Source organism: Pseudomonas turukhanskensis (assembly GCF_027922365.1).
GTDB lineage: Bacteria > Pseudomonadota > Gammaproteobacteria > Pseudomonadales > Pseudomonadaceae > Aquipseudomonas > Aquipseudomonas turukhanskensis.
The window spans coordinates 354003-371856 of record NZ_BSFN01000002.1 but is presented as its reverse complement, the minus strand read 5'-3'; the positions used below and the strand labels follow the sequence as shown (position 1 = coordinate 371856).

Below are 17854 nucleotides of genomic sequence, written 5' to 3'. Positions count from 1 at the left end.
CATGGACCTGTTATTGGTGCTGACCTACACGGCCATCTGCGTCGCGATCTTCAAGGTCTTCCGCATCCCGCTGAACAAATGGACCGTGCCCACCGCCGTGTTGGGCGGTGTGATTCTGATCGGGGCGTTGATCTTCACCATGAACTACAACCACCCCTATTCCGAGGTGGCACGCGCCTACTTTGTATCGACACCCGTGGTGCCGGCGGTCAGCGGCCTGGTGGTGGATGTACCGGTGCAGGGCAACCGCCCGTTGAAAAAAGGCGACATTCTGTTTCGCATCGACCCCACGCCTTTTACCAACAAACTGAAGTCGATCAAGGCGCAGCTGGTTTCGGCGCGTGCCGACCAATTTCGCGCCAGCGAACTGGTGAAGCGCAATGTCGGCAATCGGCGCGATGAAAACATCGCCACCGCCCGCGTGGATGACCTGCAAGCGCAACTGAACATTGCCCAGTTCGAGCTGGACAACACCACCGTGCGTGCGCCCGCCGATGGCATGGTGGTGCATGTGTCATTGCGCCCCGGCATGATGGCTGCGCGCTTGCCGCTGCGCCCCTCGATGGTGTTTATCCCTGCCGAAACCCAGTACTTCACTGCCTGGATGCGCCAGAACAGCCAATTGCGTTTGCAAGTAGGCGACGAGGCCGAAGTGGCCTTCGATGGCATTCCGGGCAAGGTATTTTCGGGCAAGGTGGCCAACGTGTTGCCGGTGATTGGCGAAGGCCAGGTGCAGCCCTCAGGCACGCTGATCAGCTACACCGGCTCGCCACCGGCCGGGCGAGTACCAGTGGTCATCGAGATCACCGACCCGGCCTACGAGCCCTACCGGCAACGGATGCCCGGCGGTGCCTATGGCCAGGCTGCCATCTACAGCCAGCATTTCCACCACGTGGCAATCATGCGCAAGATTCTGCTACGCATGGCCTCCTGGATAAACTACATCTTTCCGTTCCATTGATGGGCCAACGGCGCCCGCCGCCTCGAAATGTGGCGGGGCCGCACCGCGCCCATAGCAATGGAAAAATGCTCGAGTGGCCACCCGGTTAAAACGTCGGTCCTACAGGCTCCTGCTCACGTTCCTATTGGCCCGATTTTGCCGGCGGAGCAACCTCAATGCGCGCACTTTCGCGCTTGCATAAGGACACTCACATGAGCATGGACAGCATCAAAACCGAAGCCGGCCACCGTTTTCACCCCACGGGCGATGTGGCAAAAAAACATGGGTTATTCGCCGTCACTCCCGACATTCCAATCATCGATGCACTCACCAGCGTGTCCTGCCTGCTGAGCACACTCGAAGACGGCATCATGGATGCGGCAATGGGCAGCCAGCCGCTGCAAGACAATGCGGCCTGGCTAACGCACCACACCCTGCAATCGGCCAAGGCTGTAGTGGACTCACTGATCGGTTGCATGGAAGCGCAGGATTCGCGGCTTCACGTGGAGGACTGGGTGTGGAAACGTCAAGGCGGCTTCGTTCACTACTACATCCTTGACGAGGCGCATATCCAGCGAGCGCCCTTCGGCAAATACGGGCCGTTCCCCACCGCCAATGAAATGCGCAAGGCGCTGGACCGCCTTGAAAGCAAATATCCCGACGTGGTGCTGGTCAGCCGCAGGGCGAGCCTGGCGGCCGACTTGATTGGCGAAGGCGAGTTGAATGAAGAGCACGCCAAGACCCTGGATAAACTCGCAGAACTGGGCGTTTAACCACTGCGCAAAAAAGGCGCGTGCGGGTCAGTCCATCTGCTCGCGCAGCGCCTTTTCCTTGCCGCGGTAAAAACTCGCCGAGGCCGCATTGCCGGCCTTGTCGAACCGCGCTGCCGCGGCGCTTGCTGCTTGTGCGGCAGTCTCGAACGCATCGAGCACGGTTTGCCGGTCTTCTGTTGGCAGCACACTGCCCCGAGCAAAGCGACCGGCGATAAACCCTTGCTCCGGTGCGTCTATTACGCCCACTGCCAACTCCCCCTTATGCGCCTGGCCAAAAAACAGGCGCTTTACGGTGGCGCCTTGTTGTTCTTTCAGCACGCCAAGCCCCTCGGCCAGAGTGCCCGCACAATCGCCATCCCAGCGCGCGGCATCGGGTGCCCAGCCCTGCGGTGGTGTCGTGATAATGCAGGCGGCGAAAGTGAGTGGGCTGCAGGTTAAAACAGCCAACGCCATAGTCAGCGGATAGACGATCCGTTTCATCAAATGCTCCCTGCGTGGTGTAGATCGCGAAGATACCGCTGCCGGCCGGCCAATCAAAGATGTAGGAAAAAATCTTGAAACCTCTGCGCGAATTCCTAGGTCATAGCACTCAATGGGAGTGCCAACTGGCGGTGCTCCAGCATCGTGACCCACTGGAGCAGGCTCATGCTGATTCTTACCCGCCGCGTTGGCGAAACTCTGCAGATTGGTACAGATATCTCGGTGACTGTGGTCGAGGTCAATGGCAACCAGGTGCGTATTGGCATCGCCGCACCGAAAGACGTGCCGATCATGCGCGACGACGCCAAGAAACGACAACCTGCCGCCACCCCGGCCTGATATGGCGGACTGCGCCATGCCGCGCCGCATCCTGCATGAAGGCCCTGCCGACATCATTCTGTGCTTTGCGCAGGGCTCCATCGAGCTGAGCCAGGCCACGGTTATCCGTGAGGAGCGGCTGGGGGTGTACTCCGCCTCGGTGGCGGCCAATGACTCGGTGTTTCCCAGCGGCGCCAATTACGTGATTGTGCGATTTGCCGGCGAGCAACTCTCCGGCAATGTCACCCAGCAGGCCAAGGCCACCCTCTTTTTTTCCTGAAACACTCTATTTCTCTGCGTTTTCCAGCGCTTGCTTATGCGCCGATTACGCCGCCATCCACGCGAGTGATCAGCAAGGTGGTGGAGCGTGGCCGCGTTTTGCCGTCACTGGCTGGAAAGCTGATGCCCGGGTGCTGGATATTGGCCCACATCGCTTTACCGTCCGGGCTCCAGGCCAGGCCGGTGATTTCGCAGCCGCGCGGCCCCACCAGAAAACGGCGTACCTCGCGGGTGGAGGGGTCGGCACACAGCAGCTGATTGCACCCCATGTTCTGCATGGCCGGTTCCACGTCGTCGTAGTCGGTCTGAATCCACAGACGCCCCGCTTCATCAAAAGCCAAGCCATCGGGCGAGGACAGAATGTCGCCATTGATGGTGCCCGTGAGGTTGGCCGGCACCGGTTTGCCATCTTTGCCCTTGGTGCCCTGCGCCTCCCCTGCCAGCAAAAACAAGTCCCAGGTAAAGGCGGTCGCGGTTGGGTTGGCACCCTGCTCGTTGAATCGCAGGATGTGCCCGTGCAGGTTTTGTGCGCGTGGGTTGGCCTTGTCCAGCGGCTGTTTGCTGCCGCGCCCATCGTTGTTGGTCAGCGTGACGTACACCTCGCGGGTGCGCGGGTGCACGGCGGCCCATTCGGGGCGGTCCATCGGGGTAGCGCCGGCCTTGTCGGCGGCGGCGCGGGCGTTGACCAACACCTCGGCCTGGCTGGCAAAACCGTTCTCGGCGGTCAGGCCGTTTTCGCCATGCACCAGCGCCAGCCATTGGCCGTTGCCGTCGGCGTTGAGCTTGGCGGCATACAGGGTGCCGCTGTCGAGCAGGTCGCGGCTGGCCTTGGGGTTGCTTGCATCGTGCTTGCCGCTGGGCACGAATTTGTAGATGTATTCGCCCTTGGCATCATCGCCCGAATAGAACGCCATCTTGCCGTCATCGCCCAGGCTCAGGGCCGCGCATTCTCGGCTGAAGCGGCCGAAGGCGGTGCGTTTGATCGGCTGTGCCTTGGGGTCGAACGGGTCGATTTCCACCACCCAGCCAAAGCGGTTCGGCTCGTTTACATGGCCGCCGTGGGGCTGGCTGGCATCGGGAGTGGCGTCGAAGCGTGGATCGGCGCTTTCCCAGGCGTAGTTCTTACTGGTGCCGCTTGAGGCCAGGCCATAGCGTTTGTGCGAAACACGCTGGGCAAAGTCGGCCTGATCACGGTTGATAAAGTAGTTCGGCCAGTTCTCTTCGCAGGTCAGAAAGGTGCCCCACGGCGTCACGCCCGTGGCGCAGTTATTCAGGGTGCCGAGCACTTCCAGGCCCTTGGGGTCGCTGACGGTTTGCATCAACGCATGACCGGCCAACGGGCCCGCCAGGCGCATGGGGGTGAGCATGCTGATACGGCGGTTATAGGCCGAGTCGAGTACGCGCACCCATTGGCCATCGGCGCCTTTCTTCACTTCGATCACCGACACACCATGGGCCGCCTGCTCTTTGCGCACTTCATCAAGCGGGCGCGGTTTGCTCTGGTCGATGGTGCTGGAGGGGTGCAGGTACGGGTTGATGTATTCGTGGTTCATCACCAACAGGCCACGGTCGGTTTCGCCTTCGAAGGCAAAAAAGTCCATGCCGTCATGGTTGTCGCCGGCTTGCTTTAACTGGGCCTGCCAGTCGTCGCTGGCATCCGGACTCCAGGCCGGCGCGCCGGCTTCCACCGGGTCGCCCCAGGAGAAGAACGGCACCGCGCGGTAACCCTCGGCAACCACTACACGGTCGAAATGCGGGTCGAGCTGCACAGGCACGCCCTTGAAGTTCAGCAGTGGGCTGGCGCTGGCTTTGCTGCAGGCGCTGATGCCGCCGAAGAAGCCCAGAATCGCCACACTCAAACCGCCCTTGAGCACATTGCGCCGGCTGGGGTTGAGAATGTCGGCCAGGCTCGGGTTGCTGCTGGGGTTGATGGCGATGTCGTCGTGGCTTTCCAGACGGGTATGAAACTGTTCGTGATCGTGGCTCATGGCGGCTCTCGTAAAGGACGTGCCCGGCGCTGCGCGCCGAACTTACTCGATTCGGTAGTGAAAGGTGTTTTTGACGTTGTTCACGCTGATGGCCTGGCCATCGACAATGCGCGGCTGATACCGAAAGGTGCGCGCCGCCGCCAGCGACGGGCGTACCAGCAGCGGATGGCATTGGCCCAGCACCTGCGGGTTGTCTACTCGGCCTTGCGGGGTGACGGTGTAGGTCACGGTGCAATCGCCTTCGATGCCTTTTTCCAGGGCCTTGTCCGGGTACTCGGGGGCTTCCTTGCTGACTGGCAAGTAGGGCCGGCTCTCGGCAGCCAGTGCCTCGGCGGCAGCACGCGCCTTAGAGTCGGCCTGGGCTTGGGCATCGGCCCGGGCCTTGGCTGCGGCGGCGTGTTGCTGGCGCTGCTGCTCGGCTTGTTGCTCTTGTTGGCGCGCGCGCTCGGCTGCCTGCTGTTCTTGCTCTTGCACGCGTTTGCGCGCCAGGGCAGCGTGGTCGACCGCGGACTTGGGTTTGGCTTCGATGGGCTTGTTTACCACTGGCTGTGGCGGCGTCACGACTTGCGGCTGCACCGGTGTCGGAACTGGCAGCGGAACCGGCGCCGCAATCACCGGCTCAGGCGCCGGCGCTTGTGGGGGCGCCAGTGTGATCAGTTGCGTGGTCAGCACCTGACTCGGCGGCTCCGGCGGCGGCGTGGTTTGCCAGTGGCTGATCAATACGGCCACCGCCATTGCGTGCAGCCCCGCAGCCACGCTGACTGCCAACGCATGCCGGGACCAGGCGCGACTGGGCCAGTGCAAACGGGGCATCGGCTGGGCGGCAGGCATTAACGCAGCACTCATTGCGGCGCCTCGGTGATCAGGCCCAGGTTGCGCACGCCGCCTTTTTGCAGCGCCGCCATCCCGGCCACCACCGTGGCGTAGTCGGTGTTGTGGTCGGCGCGGATATACACCTGCGTATCGCCACGGGCCGCGATAATCGCGCCCACCTTGGCGGTCATTTCGTCCAGGCCCACGGCGCTGTCTTGCTGCTCATGGCTGTCGAGCTCGGCCCCTACGTTCCAGTAATAGCCGCCATCGGCCTTTACCGAGAGCGTGAGAATCTGCTGCTGGCTGTTGCTGGCCAAGGCTTCGGCGGCCACTTTCGGCAACTCGATTTTCACCCCCTGGGTGAGCATCGGCGCGGTGACCATAAAGATCACCAGCAGCACTAGCATCACGTCGATATAAGGCACCACGTTCATTTCGGCCTTGGGCCCGTGCTTGCGAACTGGCTTGCGCATACGCTGCTCCTCAGGCCGCTTGCGCGAGGCGCGTGGTGGCTTGCAGCGCACGGTGCAGACGCCCCTGCAGCTCGTTACCAAAGCTGTAGAAACGCGTGCTCAGGGTTTCTACCCGCGCGGCAAACCGGTTGTAGGCGATTACCGCGGGGATGGCCGCGAACAGGCCGATGGCCGTGGCGATCAAGGCCTCGGCAATACCGGGCGCCACGGTGCCGAGCGTTGCCTGTTGCACCTGCGACAAGCCGATAAACGAATTCATGATTCCCCATACGGTGCCGAACAGGCCGATGTAGGGGCTCACCGAACCGACCGTGGCGAGAAAGGCCAAGCCCTTTTCCAGGCGTTCCTGTTCCTCGCTGATGCTGACCAGCAGACGGCGCTCCACGCCATCCACCACTGCTTCCGGGGTAATGCCGGGTTCGCGGCGCAGGTGGCTGTATTCGCTGAAGCCTTGGTGAAAAATCCGTTGCAGGCAGGCGTCGTCATCCGGTTCCTCGCCACCTTCGCGGTACAACTGGGCCAGATCGCCGCTGTTGCGAAAATGCAGCTGAAACTGCTTGGCCAAGCGCTCGATACGGCCAAGCAACAAACTGCGCTGCACGATCAGGTACCAGCTGACCAGCGAGGCCAACAGTAGAATCAGCATCACGCCCTTAACCAGCAGCGAGGCATCGTTGATCAGGCTCCAGACGCTCATCTGTTCGAGTGTGCTGTGCATGGTGCGGCTCCTTCTTTTCCTAGCCCCGTAGAACGGGGCGTGTTGTACGGCTATTCGATTACCTAAGCGTTACCAACTGATGACAGTCGGTTACGGCAACCCAAGGGTTCTGGCCACATCGCGCCACGGCACCAGCTTGAAGTTCTGGGTGCTCTCGGGCATGCGCTTGCGCCCGTCCTGCACCACCAGCAGGCCCTGGCTCCATGCGCCGCCAAGGTTGGCGCCGGTCACTTCCAGGCCATCGGTTTCGGAGGCACCGTCGATGCCGAGCGCACCGTTGAGGCCAACGCGGAATGCGCCCTGCACGGCAAACGGCGGCTGCGCATCCAGCAGCACATAGCTGTCATTGCCTTGGCTGGACACCACCAGGTAGTTGCCGCGCGGACCGTGGTAGAGGCCCATGCCTTCCACGTCAGCCTTGAGCACATCGCCCACTTTGAGCACGCTGGTCAGTTCACCGGACGCATCCGGTCGCGCATCCACTGCCCACACGCCAACGTCTTCTTCGCCGATAAACAGGCGCTGTTGCTGGTCATCGGCGACGCAGCCTTCGGGCTGGCTGTTCACGTTGAAGCGACGTACCTGCTTGCCTTGAATCTGCCCTTGCTCGTCGGTCAGGCGGTATTGCACAAAGGTGCCGTCCTTGCCGTTGGCGAAGGCATACAGCTCGCCCGGCGCCGGCTGGAACAGGCAGATGCCGTAGATTTGCGCCAGCGGCGTGCGCACTTCCCCGGCCTCGCGCAGCTCGCCGCTGGCGCGGTCGATGGCGAACAGGCTGATGCTGTTGTTATCGCGGTTGCTGGCCACGGCCAGGTCAATCGGTTTGCCGGCCAGGGTGAAGCCGGCGCGCACGTCGACGTTGTTCAGGCGCCCCACTGGCAACTCTTGCAGCAAGCGGCCATCGAGGTCATAGGCCAGCAGGCCCTGCTTCTTGTTGGTGCCGAGCACACGCGACAAATGCGGCTGGGTCGGGTGCAGCCAGATCGCCGGGTCATCGGCGGCATCGCCCTGGCGGCCGACCGGTTCGGTCTGGCGCAGCGCCGGCACATTGGGCAGCGGTGGCGGCAGCAGTTGCGGCGTCGGTTTCCAGTTCAACTGGCCTTGGTAGATGCGCTTTTGCTCGCCGTCCTCAATCAACAGATCAAGGCCGTTGGCGGTAACGCGCGCGTCAAGGCGCTCGGGTTCCTGCAGGCCGTCGAGGGCCAGACTGGCGACGTTTTTCCACTGCTCGCCGTCTTGCTGATACAGGTGCAGCGTGGCGTCTTCGCTGTCCAGCGCCACCAGGCCGCCGGGTACGCTGACCATCGCTTGCGGGCTGCCGGCGAGCGTGCCAAACGGCGCCCGCAAGTCCACCGGTGCGCGTGCCGTGTCGGCTTCCGGCGCTGCCGAGAATGCCCACAGGCCCACGCCCTCTTCATTCACATACAGGCGATTGGCCGCGTCATCGGCGTGGCAATATTCGGCGCCCGGCGGTGTGGGTACGCCGCGCAAACGCAGCGGTTCCTTGTTCAGGGATGTGCCACTGCCCACCAGCCATTGCTCGCCCTTGCCGTCTTCGCCGAGCAGAAACAGATGCAGGTTGGCGGCTTCGTCGCGGTACAGGCACAGGCCCGACATCGGGTAATCGCGCGCCGGCAACAACAGCGGTGTGGCCCACTGCCGGGTTTGCGGGTCGAGCAGCACCAGCGCCGCTTGCTGGGTGGCACCATCAATACTGGCGACCAGCACCTGTTTGCCGAGTGTGCGGCTGTCCAGGCCGCTGTAGTTGCCCGGCACACGCGCCAGCTCAGCACCGTCGGCACTGGTCAACAACAGGCCATTGCGCTCACTGGCAGCCACGCGCAGGTCGGTGCTGTTGGCGGCATCAGCGGGCAGAAAACGGACGTCCTCGGCCTTCACTTTTGCCGAAGCGCTCCAAGGCGAGAGGCTAACGACAGGTTTGGCCTCGCTGGCATTGGGCAACACATCGCAGCCGGCCAGCAACAAACTGGCCGCCAGCAGCGTTCGGGTAAACAACGGGTTCATCACATCGGTGTCCTTGTACAAAACGCACAGGCCAAGCGCGCCACACGCTGGGGCGCGCGGGCATTATCAGAAGTGGGTAAACGTCAGGCCGAGCTTGTAGGTCGGGCCGTATTCTTCGTATTGACCGTTGTAGGCACGGCTGCCGGTGTACACGTAGTACGACTCGTCGGTGAGGTTCTGCGCCTCGAACGACAGCTGCAGGTTCTTGGTCAGGAAGTAACGCGCGGTGAAGTCGACAAAGGTCTGGTCGTCCACGTGCAGGTCGTGGGCCTTGTCATCGATGGCCGCCACCTCATAGAGGTAGTCGGATTTGTAGTTGGCCGACAGGCGCAGGCTGACGGTGTCGTTTTCCCAGCCGAGCATCACGTTACCCACGGTGTCGGACTGGAACGGCAGGTCGATATCGCGCTTCTGCCCTTGCCCTTCAATGTGTGCATCGGAGCGGCTGAAGGTGGCGTTGGCGCCCATCAGCACACCGTTCCAGGGCGCCGGCAGGCTGGTGAACTTCTGCTGCCAGGCCAGCTCGACACCGTACAGCTCGGCACTTTCGCCGTTGGCAAAGGTGTTGGCTTCATCGAAAGCAGCCCAGCGTCCAGTGCCGGCGAGATCGGCGTTGTAGACGAAGTTTTCGATGTCTTTGTAAAACACGAACGCCGACACCACGCCGTCCTTGTTCAGGTAGTGCTCGATGCCCAGATCGAAGTTGCTCGACTCCAGGGCGTCGAGGTCCGGATTGCCAAATTCGGCTTCGGCGCCGTCGATCACAAAGCCCGGTGCCAGTTGCTCGAAACTTGGGCGCACCACAGTGTTGGTCCAGGCAAAACGCACCTGGGTCTCTTTGTCGAGCTGGTAGCGCACATGCAAGCCGGGCAGCCAGTGGTCGTATTTGCTGTCGGCCTCGCTGGCCACGTAGTCGCCATCCTGAATACCGGTGCCCTTGGCCTTGAACTCGGTGCCCTCGTAACGCAGGCCGGCGATGATGCGCCAGGCGTCCACATCCACGGTGTGCATCAGGTACGCGGCGTTGATGTCTTCACTCATGGTGAAGTCGTTTACCCGTGACTGCTCTTCGTCGTAGAACGCGTTGCGGTCCAGGCGGCTGAGCAGCTTCTTGATGGCGCTAGCGCTGATGCCGGGGCCGAAGTTGTCGAGGCTGTAGTGCACCGAGCCTTTGGTGTATTGGGTAAGGGACAGCTCGTCGTCGGTGATGCCGAAATTGTCGAAGTCTTCGTATACCCAGCTATCGAGGTCGTTGTCTTTGTCGCGACGACTGAGCTTGCCGCCGAATTTGAATTGGGCGCTGTTACCCGAAAGCTCGTAGTCGCGGGCGAAATCGAGCTTGATGTTCTTCTCGGTGTCGGTGGTGTGTTGTTCTTCCCACTCCACGCTGTCGAGTTCGAAGTTGGCCGGGTTGTAGAACTCGCTGCCGATATTCAGACGCGGCTTGGTGGTGCTGCTAAAGCCGCTGTTGAAATCATCGGTGCCCTCGAAGGTGGCCGAGGCGATGTGGCCTGGGCTGTCTTCACTGGACTCACTCCAGCCCGCCTGGGCGTTGATGGTCCAGTTGCCGCGCAGGTGTTCGCTGCCCAGCACGTAGCTCTGGATTTTCTGGGTTTCTTCACGGCTTTTCAGCTCGCGCCAGCCTTCGCTGTCGCCGCTTTCACCGGCGGCCTGGGCATCGGCAAACTCCACCCCGGCGGCGTTGCGGGTTTCGCTGTCTTTGTAGCGGCTGTAGAGGGTGCGCAGGTAATAGCTGTTGTAGTCGTCGGCCTGGTAGTCGAAGTTAAGACCGGCACCGGTGCGCTCGCGGGTGATGTCGTAGTCGCGCTGTTCGAATTGCTCCAGCTTGGCGCCGTCTTCAAAATCCCAGTCGCCGCCGGTTTCCACGTTGTCGGAACCGAAATCGCGCTTGCCCCAGCTTACGGCAGCGGCCACACCGAAGTTGTCGGTGCCATCGCCCAGGCTGAAACGGTTGCTGGCGGCGCCCGATACTTTCGGGCTGTTCTGCCCGGTGTTGTCGTCGTGGCTGCCTTCCACGCTGCCGGTGTAGAACAGCCCCTTGTGGTCGAACGCCGACAGGCTCTTGACCTCGATGGTGCCGCCCAGGGAGTTGGCGTCCATGTCGGGGGTCAGGGTTTTGATCACGCTGAGCGACTGCACCAGCTCAGACGGCAACACATCCAGGGCAACGGCGCGGGTATCGCTGTTGGGCGAAGGGATGAGCGTACCGTTGATGCTCACGCTGTTGAGGTCCGGGCCCAGGCCGCGCACGCTGACAAAACGGCCTTCGCCCTGGTCGCGCTCCACGCTCACACCCGGTAGCCGCTGTGCGGCTTCGGCCACGTTCTCATCCGGCAGTTGCGCCACGCCGTCGGCACTGACCACGCTTTTGACCGTGTCGGCCGTGCGCTGCTCTTTGATGGCCTTGTCCATGCTCACGGCCTGGCCGACCACATTGACGTGTTCGGTATCACCGTCGGCCGCCACTTCGGCGACCGGTTCGGCAGCGAGCACGGCACTGGCGGCGATGGCCAGGGTCAGGGCGCTGAGGGCATGCCCGGCACGGCGGGCCTGGCGGAAATTCAACGTCATCGGTAACTCCCCATGTAGTCGCAAAGGCCAGGCTGGAACCCGGCAAGTGGAGCGACACGCTAGGCAGCGGCCATGACGCTTCTGTGACAACACCCACGGCAAAGCCAGCAAAACCGGGGGTTTGGCGGGTTTTGGCAAGGTGAATGGGCTGAAATGACCCGGCATTGAGAAGGCGCAAACCCATTGGCTACGGTGGGCAGACCACGCCACGCAAAAAAACCGCACGCTTGCCTGAGCCCAATTGACCTCCCCCACTGCAACCTCTGCGTCATAAAGCGCTGGTTAGCTGGGCGGCATTGATACGTCGTAGCCTTCACCATTCTGGATTCCGAATCGTCGGACCGCCGCCTTCGCGGGAATGACAAAGGTGTTTGCCACTCCACCGTCATCCCCGCGCAGGCGGGGATCCAGTATTGCGCGACGTACACGCAAATGGCGGTGCACCCAACAGGAAGCCCAGATGATGCCCAGCCTGCTTCACCACCACCGCCTGAAACTCACGGCGCTGTTTCTCGCCGCCAACCTCGGCCTGCTCTTGCACCTGGCCGTCGGCGACCTGAAAGCGGTAGCCGAATGGGTGTGGCTGGATATCGTCGGCGAAGGCGGCTCCACCGTATTGGCGCTGGTGTGGCTGGGGCTGATTCTGAAAAGCCGCCCCGCCGGGCGGGTGACCAACCTGTTGGCGATTGGCCTGAGCTGCGTGTTCTTTTCCTGGTGGATCGACCTGCTCGACGAATTTATCCGCCTGCCCGACGCCATCACCTGGGACCACTGGCTGGAGTCGGCGCCAATGCCGGTGGGCTTGCTGTTTCTCACCTATGGCATCTACCACTGGCACCACGAACAACTGGCCATTTCGCAGCAAATGGAAAAACGCGAGAGGCTGTTCCGTGAGCACCGGCTGTTCGACAAACTCACCCCGCTGGGCGGCGCCGATTACCTGCGCAAGCAGCTCGAACTCAGCCTGCAGCAGAGCGCGCGGGAGCAGCAGCCGTTGTCGCTGTTGGTGGTGGATATCAACGCCTTCGACGGGATCAACCAACGCTTCGGCCATGGCGAAGGCGACCGCGTGTTGCAAGCCGTCACCCAGTTACTGCTGCTCAACCTGCGCCAGCAAGACTTGCTCTGCCGCCTGGCTGGCGACCGTTTTGTGGTGCTGCTGCCCAACACCGGTGAAACCCTGGCCACGCAATTGGCAGGCGAGCTGGCCGAGTCGCTGCGCCACCTGGCGCACAAGTCGCGTCAACATGGCGAACGCATCCAGTTGAGCGCCACGGCGGCCACGGTCATGGCCTTGCAGGAGACGCCGGAAAACCTGTTGCAACGCCTGAACCTGGCGCTGGCCAAAGCCAAGCGCCCGCTGGCCCTGAGCGCCTGACGGCCATGACGCTGCCCTGCCCCTGGTACGAGTGCGACAGCCGCATCATCGCCGCGCACCAGCAGCCCGCCACGCTGATAGAGCTGTGCCTGTCGCGCGGTATCGACAGCCATCGCCTGCTGCGCGGCACCGGTTTGTTTGTGGAAGACGTGCCCAAGGCCGACACCCTGATCAGCCCCGCGCAATTTCTTACCCTCATCGACAATGCCCAGCGGCTGCTGGGTGCCGACGACTCCAGCTTTCTCTTCGGCCAACGCCTGCTGCCCGGCCATCACGGCGCCGCCAGCCAGGCCCTGGCGCTGGCCAATAACCTGCAGCAGGCACTGGAACTGCTGGGTGAGTTGCGCGCCCTGCTCTCGCCACTGCTCACCCCACGGCTGCTGCTGGATGAGCACCATGCGTACCTGTACTGGCTCGACAGCTGCGGCGCCGGCGAGCAACAACGGTTCCTGCTCGAAGCCAACATGACCGCCGTGGTTGCCATGAGCCGGCGTCTGGGCGGCGAACACCTGCCCTGGCAATGCCACTTCCGTCAGGCACCGCCGCGCTATATCGAACAGTACTGGGTGAACCTGGGCGAAGACCTGCACTTCAACCGCCCCTACAACCTGCTGCGCTTACCGCGCGAACACCTCACCCGGCCCTGGCCGCAAACCGTGCAAAGCACCGCCCAGGTCGCCTGCCAGCAAGCACGTGCGCAACTGCACGGGCTGGGCGCCGATGCCAGCCTGCTCGATACCCTGCAACGCTGGTTGTTTCGCCATGTGCGCCAGGCCCCCAACCTGGACCACGCCGCTGCCGCCTTCGCCATGAGCCCGGCCACGCTCAAACGCAAACTGCACAAACACGGCACCAGCTACCAGGAACAACACGACCAGATCCGCATGCTGGTGGCGCTGTACCTGTATCAGCTCAAGGGCTACAGCAACGACGAAGTGGCCAGCCATTTGCGCTTTCACGACGCCACCAACTTCCGCCGCTCGTTCAAGCGTTGGACGGGGTTGGCACCGAGTACGTTGTTGGCGTTGTTGCGCGGCTAGCGGATTTCCGCAGCAGGGTTGGGCAGCGTCCTCCAGACGCTCATTTTCATCCCTCCCTATAGTTGATCGCCGCTGTCAGCGCGGCAGCGGCGCACTTAGGGCCAGGGAGAAAAGACGGAAATGGATGCCAACTACCTGCAAGCACGCCTTGCAAAGTGTGATGCAGTACATCACACTCAACGCACATGATCGTCAGTTTTCAGCACAAGGGTTTGCGCCTATTCCACGAAACAGGCTCTACCCGCGGAATACGCGCCGATCATGCGAAACGACTGGCACGTCTGCTGCAACTTATGGACGACGCTGCGACACCCGCCGAATTGGAAATTCCCGGCCGGCGGCTGCACCCGCTCAGTGGTGAGTTGGCTGAATTCTGGTCGCTCAGTGTCAGCGGCAATTGGCGGCTGATCTTTCGCTTTATCAACAACGATATCGAGCTGGTCGATTATCTGGATTACCACTAAACAGGAGTACCGACATGGGCATGTTCAATCCGCCTCATCCGGGCGAAACCCTGCTGGAAGATGTTCTACCAGCGCTGAATATCAGCATCGCCGAATTCGCCAGACGCTTGGGTTTTGCCCGCGAAACACTCTCGCGCATTCTTCACGGCCATGCCCCAATCAGTCCTGACTTGGCTGTGCGCCTAGAGCGCGCCGGCATCAGCACCGCACGCCTTTGGCTAGCGGTACAAGCGAGCTACGACATCTGGCAAGCCGAGCACCGCCCACAGCCGCCGATTGAACGATTTGCATCGGTGAATTAATCGATTGCGCAGCAACTCATGGCATCCCCGCTAAAGCAGGCATTAAAGTTGCCGCTACCAAAGCCGTGCTGATGCGCTTACCCATGATCAACACCACCGTCCGCCTGTTATTGCGCCCGCCCACCCTTGCCGACCTGGAGGTGTTCCACGCCATCCATGCCGACCCCGCCACCAATCAATTCAACCCCGCCGGCCCCATGACCGACAGGCAACACGCCGAACACGCGTTGCGCGCCTGGTTGGGCCACTGGCAGCACTACGGCTACGGCCAATGGGCCATCTGCACGCACCACGACCCGGAGCAGGTGATTGGCTTTGGCGGCATCGCCCCGCGCCTGTACGGCGAGGTGGAACGCCTGAACCTGGGTTACCGTTTTGCCCAACACGCCTGGGGTAAAGGGTATGCCAGCGAACTGGCGGCGGCGTCACTGGCCTTTGCCTTCGAGGACCTGCGCAAGCCCGAAGTATTTGCCATCGTTCGCCCTGCTCACCTGGCCTCGATACGGGTTCTGGAGAAGGTCGGCATGCAGCGACTCGATACGCTGGACGATGTGCCGGGGCAGGCGCCGAGTTGGGTGTATCGAGCCGAACGCACCTCGCCGAAGGTTTAGTGCTGGCGCTCATTTCCAATAGAAGGCCCTGGAATGGGCCTTACAGCACAGTTTTTCCGCTCGCAAAAACTATACAAACCGAAAAACTCGAATAGGGTTAAAAACAGGCACTCCGGTTTGTGTCGTACCGGTATCTGGCGGCGAGGCTTGTGCTATCGCGGCAGCATGCGAGCGAGGGACGCGAACATGAATATTCAGGATATCTACGAGTACGCCTCGGTAGGTGATCTGCAAGCGCTGGAATTGTTGTCGCTGGAGGGTGGGATTTATCTGCTGCAGGCCCAGGTCGACGGGCAGATTCATTCAATCAGGATGCAAGACGGCACCATGCTGCGCTTGCGTTCAGTAACCCACGCCAGGGAGCTGTTGGAAGGGTTGCCGGCGACGGTGCCATTTCATCTGGTGCACTGCGAAGTGCACACCGAAATGTGCGGTTGCAGCCTGGGCACGACGCCGCCCTTTCGCGAACCCATTCCGCTGGGCTCGGCGTGGTAATTATCGCCCAACGCACTCACCCCGGCGTCACATAACCGTCATGATTTTTTAATACTGTTGCCACCTCGGGCATCCTGCCCTTGGTGACGACTCCCCCATGCTCTGCGCCGAACTCAAATCCTTCCACATGGTGGCCCGCCTGGGCAGCATCACCCAGGCGGCGAAAAAACTCGGCCTCAGCCAGCCCACGGTGACCACGCAGATTCGCAATCTGGAGGGCCAGTACGGCGTGGAGTTGTTCTACCGCGGCGGCCGCCGTCTGACCCTGAGCGATGAGGGCGTACGGTTGTTGCCCATGGTGCAGACCCTGTTGCAGCAGGAAGCCGATATCGAGTTCTTTCTGCGCAACAGCGGCCAGGTGCAGGGGGCGTTGCGCATCGGCGCGACGGCGCCGTATTACGTGTTGGATCTGGTGCGCGGCTTTCGTGAGCAGTTTGCGCAGTGCGAAGTCACCCTCACCATCGGCAATTCCCAGGAAGTGATCGAGGCGCTGGAGGACTACCGCGTCGACCTCGCGGCTTCCTCTCAATTGGTGGACGACACGCGCCTGACCCGTCTGGTGCTGGGCCACGACCCGTTGGTGCTGGCCGTGCATCGCAGCCATCCCTTGGCGGTGCATAACCGAGTGCCATTGAGCGCCTTGGCCGGCCACTGCCTGCTGATGCGCGAGGTCGGTTCCACCACCCGTGCGCTCACGGAAACCCTATTGCGCGAGGCAGGCATTGCCCCGGGGCCACTGCTGGAAATCGGCAGCCGCGAGTCCATTCGCGAGGCCGTGCTGCGCAACATCGGCATCAGCATCATCGCCCGCCACGAGGTGCCGGATAACCCGCAGCTTAAGGTCGTGGAACTTGAAGGTGCGCCGTTGATTGCCGAGTATCTGTATTGCCTTAAAGAGCGCCGTCATGCGCGGTTGCCAGCGGCGTTTCTGAAGCTGGCGTGGGAGAAGTGCCCGGCCTAGGGCAAATATCTCGATGGAAATATCCGCCCTACAAAAATAACCAATACCGCTATCGCCAGGTTTTGCCTAACTGCCACAAAGCCTTCGCATCACTTCCTTAGCATGACCCTGGTCTAGCCCAGTCGCGCCAAGAGGTTTTTGCAATGGCCCTTTCCCACTCCGTGAACATGCAGGTCCGCAACATCCATAAAGGCTTCGGTGCCTTCAAGGCACTGGATGGGGTGTCACTGGATATCGCCGCCGGCGAACTGGTATGCCTGCTGGGCCCCTCGGGGTGCGGCAAAACCACCTTGTTGCGTTGCATCGCCGGGCTGGAGCGTCAGGACAGCGGCAGCATCGTGATCGGCGCTCGCGATGTGTCCGAGCTGCCACCTCAGGCCCGCGACTACGGCATTCTTTTTCAGTCGTATGCGCTGTTCCCCAACCTGACCGTGGAGCAGAACATCGGCTACGGCCTCCATGGCGACGGCCGCGCCACCATCAAGGCACGCGTGGCCGAGATGCTTGAACTGGTCGGCCTGCTGGGCAGCGAAAAGAAATACCCCGGCCAACTGTCCGGCGGCCAGCAGCAGCGCGTCGCTCTCGCTCGTGCCTTGGCGCCGGCGCCGTCCCTGCTGCTGCTCGATGAACCGATGTCGGCCCTGGATGCCCGCGTGCGCGAACACCTGTGCGGTGAGCTGCGCGAGCTGCAAAAACGCCTGGGCATTACCACCTTGATGGTGACCCACAACCAGGACGAGGCCATGTTGATGGCCGACCGCATTGCCGTAATCAACCACGGTCGCGTGGAGCAATACGCCAGCCCGCAGGAGATTTACCGCAGCCCGGCCTCCCCATTTGTGGCCGAGTTTGTCGGGCAGGGTAACTGGCTGCCGTTCGAGCGCAGCACCGATGGCCATGCGCAGGTGGGCGACATCAGCTTGCGTCTGCCCACCTTGTTATCGGGCGATGCCCGTGGTCGGTTGTTCTGTCGGCCGGAGTCAGTGGTGGTCAACCCGTCCGTGCATGAAGACAACCTGTTTTCGGCACAGATGCGCGAGATGACTTTCCTCGGTAACCGCTGCCGCCTGCGCTTTGAGCTGGATGCCCTGCCCGGCCATTCGCTGCTGGCCGAACTTGCGCCTGAAGCCATGCCACGCCTGAACGGTGCCGATATCTGGGTCGCCTTGCCGCCGCGCAGCCTGCAGGTGTTCGCCTGATGGAG

General features: G+C 62.1%; 19 protein-coding genes. 12 read left to right on the top strand and 7 right to left on the bottom strand.

Annotated features, from left to right (window positions below; translation table 11 throughout):
• Position 1: 1 nt before the first annotated feature.
• Positions 2 to 961, top strand: coding sequence for an HlyD family secretion protein (locus tag PKE98_RS05535; protein ID WP_271194270.1), 960 nt, complete (start codon positions 2 to 4; stop codon positions 959 to 961).
• 191 nt (positions 962 to 1152) lie between these two features.
• Positions 1153 to 1713, top strand: a complete 561-nt coding sequence (locus tag PKE98_RS05530; protein ID WP_271194269.1) for a DUF3077 domain-containing protein — start codon at positions 1153 to 1155, stop codon at positions 1711 to 1713.
• Positions 1714 to 1740: 27 nt separating this feature from the next.
• On the opposite strand, the gene PKE98_RS05525 is transcribed toward PKE98_RS05530, so the two are convergent.
• Positions 1741 to 2193 carry a hypothetical protein gene (locus PKE98_RS05525; protein ID WP_271194268.1) on the bottom strand — a complete coding sequence of 151 codons (453 nt, stop codon included), beginning with the start codon at positions 2191 to 2193 and terminating at the stop codon, positions 1741 to 1743.
• A gap of 165 nt (positions 2194 to 2358) precedes the next feature.
• Between PKE98_RS05525 and csrA the strand changes: the two genes are divergently transcribed.
• Both csrA and PKE98_RS05515 read left to right on the top strand, forming a co-directional pair.
• On the top strand, positions 2359 to 2532 hold the full coding sequence (csrA, locus tag PKE98_RS05520; RefSeq protein WP_271194267.1) for a carbon storage regulator CsrA: 174 nt from the start codon (positions 2359 to 2361) through the stop codon (positions 2530 to 2532).
• 16 nt (positions 2533 to 2548) lie between these two features.
• Positions 2549 to 2791 carry a hypothetical protein gene (locus tag PKE98_RS05515; RefSeq protein ID WP_271194266.1) on the top strand — a complete coding sequence of 81 codons (243 nt, stop codon included), beginning with the start codon at positions 2549 to 2551 and terminating at the stop codon, positions 2789 to 2791.
• Positions 2792 to 2825: 34 nt separating this feature from the next.
• Here the strand turns inward: PKE98_RS05515 and PKE98_RS05510 are convergent, their stop codons facing one another.
• The 6 genes from PKE98_RS05510 to PKE98_RS05485 all read right to left on the bottom strand — a co-directional run bounded on the left by PKE98_RS05510 (position 2826) and on the right by PKE98_RS05485 (position 11399).
• Positions 2826 to 4778, bottom strand: coding sequence for a PhoX family protein (locus tag PKE98_RS05510; protein ID WP_271194265.1), 1953 nt, complete (start codon positions 4776 to 4778; stop codon positions 2826 to 2828).
• Positions 4779 to 4820: 42 nt separating this feature from the next.
• Complete coding sequence (locus PKE98_RS05505) at positions 4821 to 5624, bottom strand: energy transducer TonB (protein WP_271194264.1); 804 nt, start codon at positions 5622 to 5624, stop codon at positions 4821 to 4823.
• Positions 5621 to 6064 (bottom strand): protein TolR, encoded by a 444-nt coding sequence (gene tolR / locus PKE98_RS05500; RefSeq protein ID WP_271194263.1) that lies wholly within the window; start codon positions 6062 to 6064, stop codon positions 5621 to 5623. Before tolR ends, PKE98_RS05505 begins: the two co-directional genes overlap by 4 nt.
• Before the next feature lie 10 nt (positions 6065 to 6074).
• Entirely contained in the window at positions 6075 to 6782 is a 708-nt protein-coding gene (gene tolQ, locus PKE98_RS05495; protein WP_271194262.1) for a protein TolQ, read from the bottom strand.
• 90 nt (positions 6783 to 6872) lie between these two features.
• Entirely contained in the window at positions 6873 to 8807 is a 1935-nt protein-coding gene (locus tag PKE98_RS05490; RefSeq protein ID WP_271194261.1) for a phytase, read from the bottom strand.
• 66 nt (positions 8808 to 8873) lie between these two features.
• Complete coding sequence (locus PKE98_RS05485; RefSeq protein ID WP_271194260.1) at positions 8874 to 11399, bottom strand: TonB-dependent receptor; 2526 nt, start codon at positions 11397 to 11399, stop codon at positions 8874 to 8876.
• 463 nt (positions 11400 to 11862) lie between these two features.
• On the opposite strand from PKE98_RS05485, the gene PKE98_RS05480 reads away from it, so the two are divergent.
• The 8 genes from PKE98_RS05480 (at position 11863) to PKE98_RS05445 (ending at position 17849) form a co-directional block, all read left to right on the top strand.
• Complete coding sequence (locus tag PKE98_RS05480; RefSeq protein ID WP_271194259.1) at positions 11863 to 12777, top strand: GGDEF domain-containing protein; 915 nt, start codon at positions 11863 to 11865, stop codon at positions 12775 to 12777.
• Positions 12778 to 12782: 5 nt separating this feature from the next.
• Positions 12783 to 13817 carry an AraC family transcriptional regulator gene (locus PKE98_RS05475; protein ID WP_271194258.1) on the top strand — a complete coding sequence of 345 codons (1035 nt, stop codon included), beginning with the start codon at positions 12783 to 12785 and terminating at the stop codon, positions 13815 to 13817.
• Positions 13818 to 14002: 185 nt separating this feature from the next.
• Positions 14003 to 14281, top strand: coding sequence for a type II toxin-antitoxin system RelE/ParE family toxin (locus PKE98_RS05470; protein WP_271194257.1), 279 nt, complete (start codon positions 14003 to 14005; stop codon positions 14279 to 14281).
• Positions 14282 to 14295: 14 nt separating this feature from the next.
• Positions 14296 to 14583, top strand: coding sequence for a HigA family addiction module antitoxin (locus PKE98_RS05465; RefSeq protein WP_271194256.1), 288 nt, complete (start codon positions 14296 to 14298; stop codon positions 14581 to 14583).
• A gap of 83 nt (positions 14584 to 14666) precedes the next feature.
• On the top strand, positions 14667 to 15194 hold the full coding sequence (locus PKE98_RS05460; RefSeq protein WP_271194255.1) for a GNAT family N-acetyltransferase: 528 nt from the start codon (positions 14667 to 14669) through the stop codon (positions 15192 to 15194).
• 186 nt (positions 15195 to 15380) lie between these two features.
• Complete coding sequence (locus PKE98_RS05455; RefSeq protein ID WP_271194254.1) at positions 15381 to 15689, top strand: DUF6482 family protein; 309 nt, start codon at positions 15381 to 15383, stop codon at positions 15687 to 15689.
• Between the two features lie 97 nt (positions 15690 to 15786).
• Entirely contained in the window at positions 15787 to 16650 is an 864-nt protein-coding gene (locus PKE98_RS05450; RefSeq protein WP_271194253.1) for a LysR family transcriptional regulator, read from the top strand.
• A gap of 143 nt (positions 16651 to 16793) precedes the next feature.
• Positions 16794 to 17849 (top strand): putative 2-aminoethylphosphonate ABC transporter ATP-binding protein, encoded by a 1056-nt coding sequence (locus PKE98_RS05445; RefSeq protein WP_271194252.1) that lies wholly within the window; start codon positions 16794 to 16796, stop codon positions 17847 to 17849.
• The last annotated feature ends 5 nt before the right edge of the window (positions 17850 to 17854 follow it).

Bases quoted from the DNA above. Each gene is read 5' to 3' on its own strand.
- PKE98_RS05465 (WP_271194256.1), top strand. From the start codon at position 14,296: ATGGGCATGTTCAATCCGCCTCATCCGGGCGAAACCCTGCTGGAAGAT.
- PKE98_RS05460 (WP_271194255.1), top strand. From the start codon at position 14,667: ATGATCAACACCACCGTCCGCCTGTTATTGCGCCCGCCCACCCTTGCC.
- csrA (WP_271194267.1), top strand. From the start codon at position 2,359: ATGCTGATTCTTACCCGCCGCGTTGGCGAAACTCTGCAGATTGGTACA.
- PKE98_RS05530 (WP_271194269.1), top strand. From the start codon at position 1,153: ATGAGCATGGACAGCATCAAAACCGAAGCCGGCCACCGTTTTCACCCC.
- PKE98_RS05490 (WP_271194261.1), bottom strand. From the start codon at position 8,807: ATGAACCCGTTGTTTACCCGAACGCTGCTGGCGGCCAGTTTGTTGCTG.
- PKE98_RS05480 (WP_271194259.1), top strand. From the start codon at position 11,863: ATGCCCAGCCTGCTTCACCACCACCGCCTGAAACTCACGGCGCTGTTT.
- PKE98_RS05445 (WP_271194252.1), top strand. From the start codon at position 16,794: ATGGCCCTTTCCCACTCCGTGAACATGCAGGTCCGCAACATCCATAAA.
- PKE98_RS05505 (WP_271194264.1), bottom strand. From the start codon at position 5,624: ATGAGTGCTGCGTTAATGCCTGCCGCCCAGCCGATGCCCCGTTTGCAC.
- PKE98_RS05525 (WP_271194268.1), bottom strand. From the start codon at position 2,193: ATGAAACGGATCGTCTATCCGCTGACTATGGCGTTGGCTGTTTTAACC.
- PKE98_RS05515 (WP_271194266.1), top strand. From the start codon at position 2,549: ATGCCGCGCCGCATCCTGCATGAAGGCCCTGCCGACATCATTCTGTGC.
- tolQ (WP_271194262.1), bottom strand. From the start codon at position 6,782: ATGCACAGCACACTCGAACAGATGAGCGTCTGGAGCCTGATCAACGAT.
- PKE98_RS05485 (WP_271194260.1), bottom strand. From the start codon at position 11,399: ATGACGTTGAATTTCCGCCAGGCCCGCCGTGCCGGGCATGCCCTCAGC.
- PKE98_RS05455 (WP_271194254.1), top strand. From the start codon at position 15,381: ATGAATATTCAGGATATCTACGAGTACGCCTCGGTAGGTGATCTGCAA.
- PKE98_RS05450 (WP_271194253.1), top strand. From the start codon at position 15,787: ATGCTCTGCGCCGAACTCAAATCCTTCCACATGGTGGCCCGCCTGGGC.
- PKE98_RS05475 (WP_271194258.1), top strand. From the start codon at position 12,783: ATGACGCTGCCCTGCCCCTGGTACGAGTGCGACAGCCGCATCATCGCC.
- PKE98_RS05510 (WP_271194265.1), bottom strand. From the start codon at position 4,778: ATGAGCCACGATCACGAACAGTTTCATACCCGTCTGGAAAGCCACGAC.
- tolR (WP_271194263.1), bottom strand. From the start codon at position 6,064: ATGCGCAAGCCAGTTCGCAAGCACGGGCCCAAGGCCGAAATGAACGTG.
- PKE98_RS05470 (WP_271194257.1), top strand. From the start codon at position 14,003: ATGATCGTCAGTTTTCAGCACAAGGGTTTGCGCCTATTCCACGAAACA.
- PKE98_RS05535 (WP_271194270.1), top strand. From the start codon at position 2: ATGGACCTGTTATTGGTGCTGACCTACACGGCCATCTGCGTCGCGATC.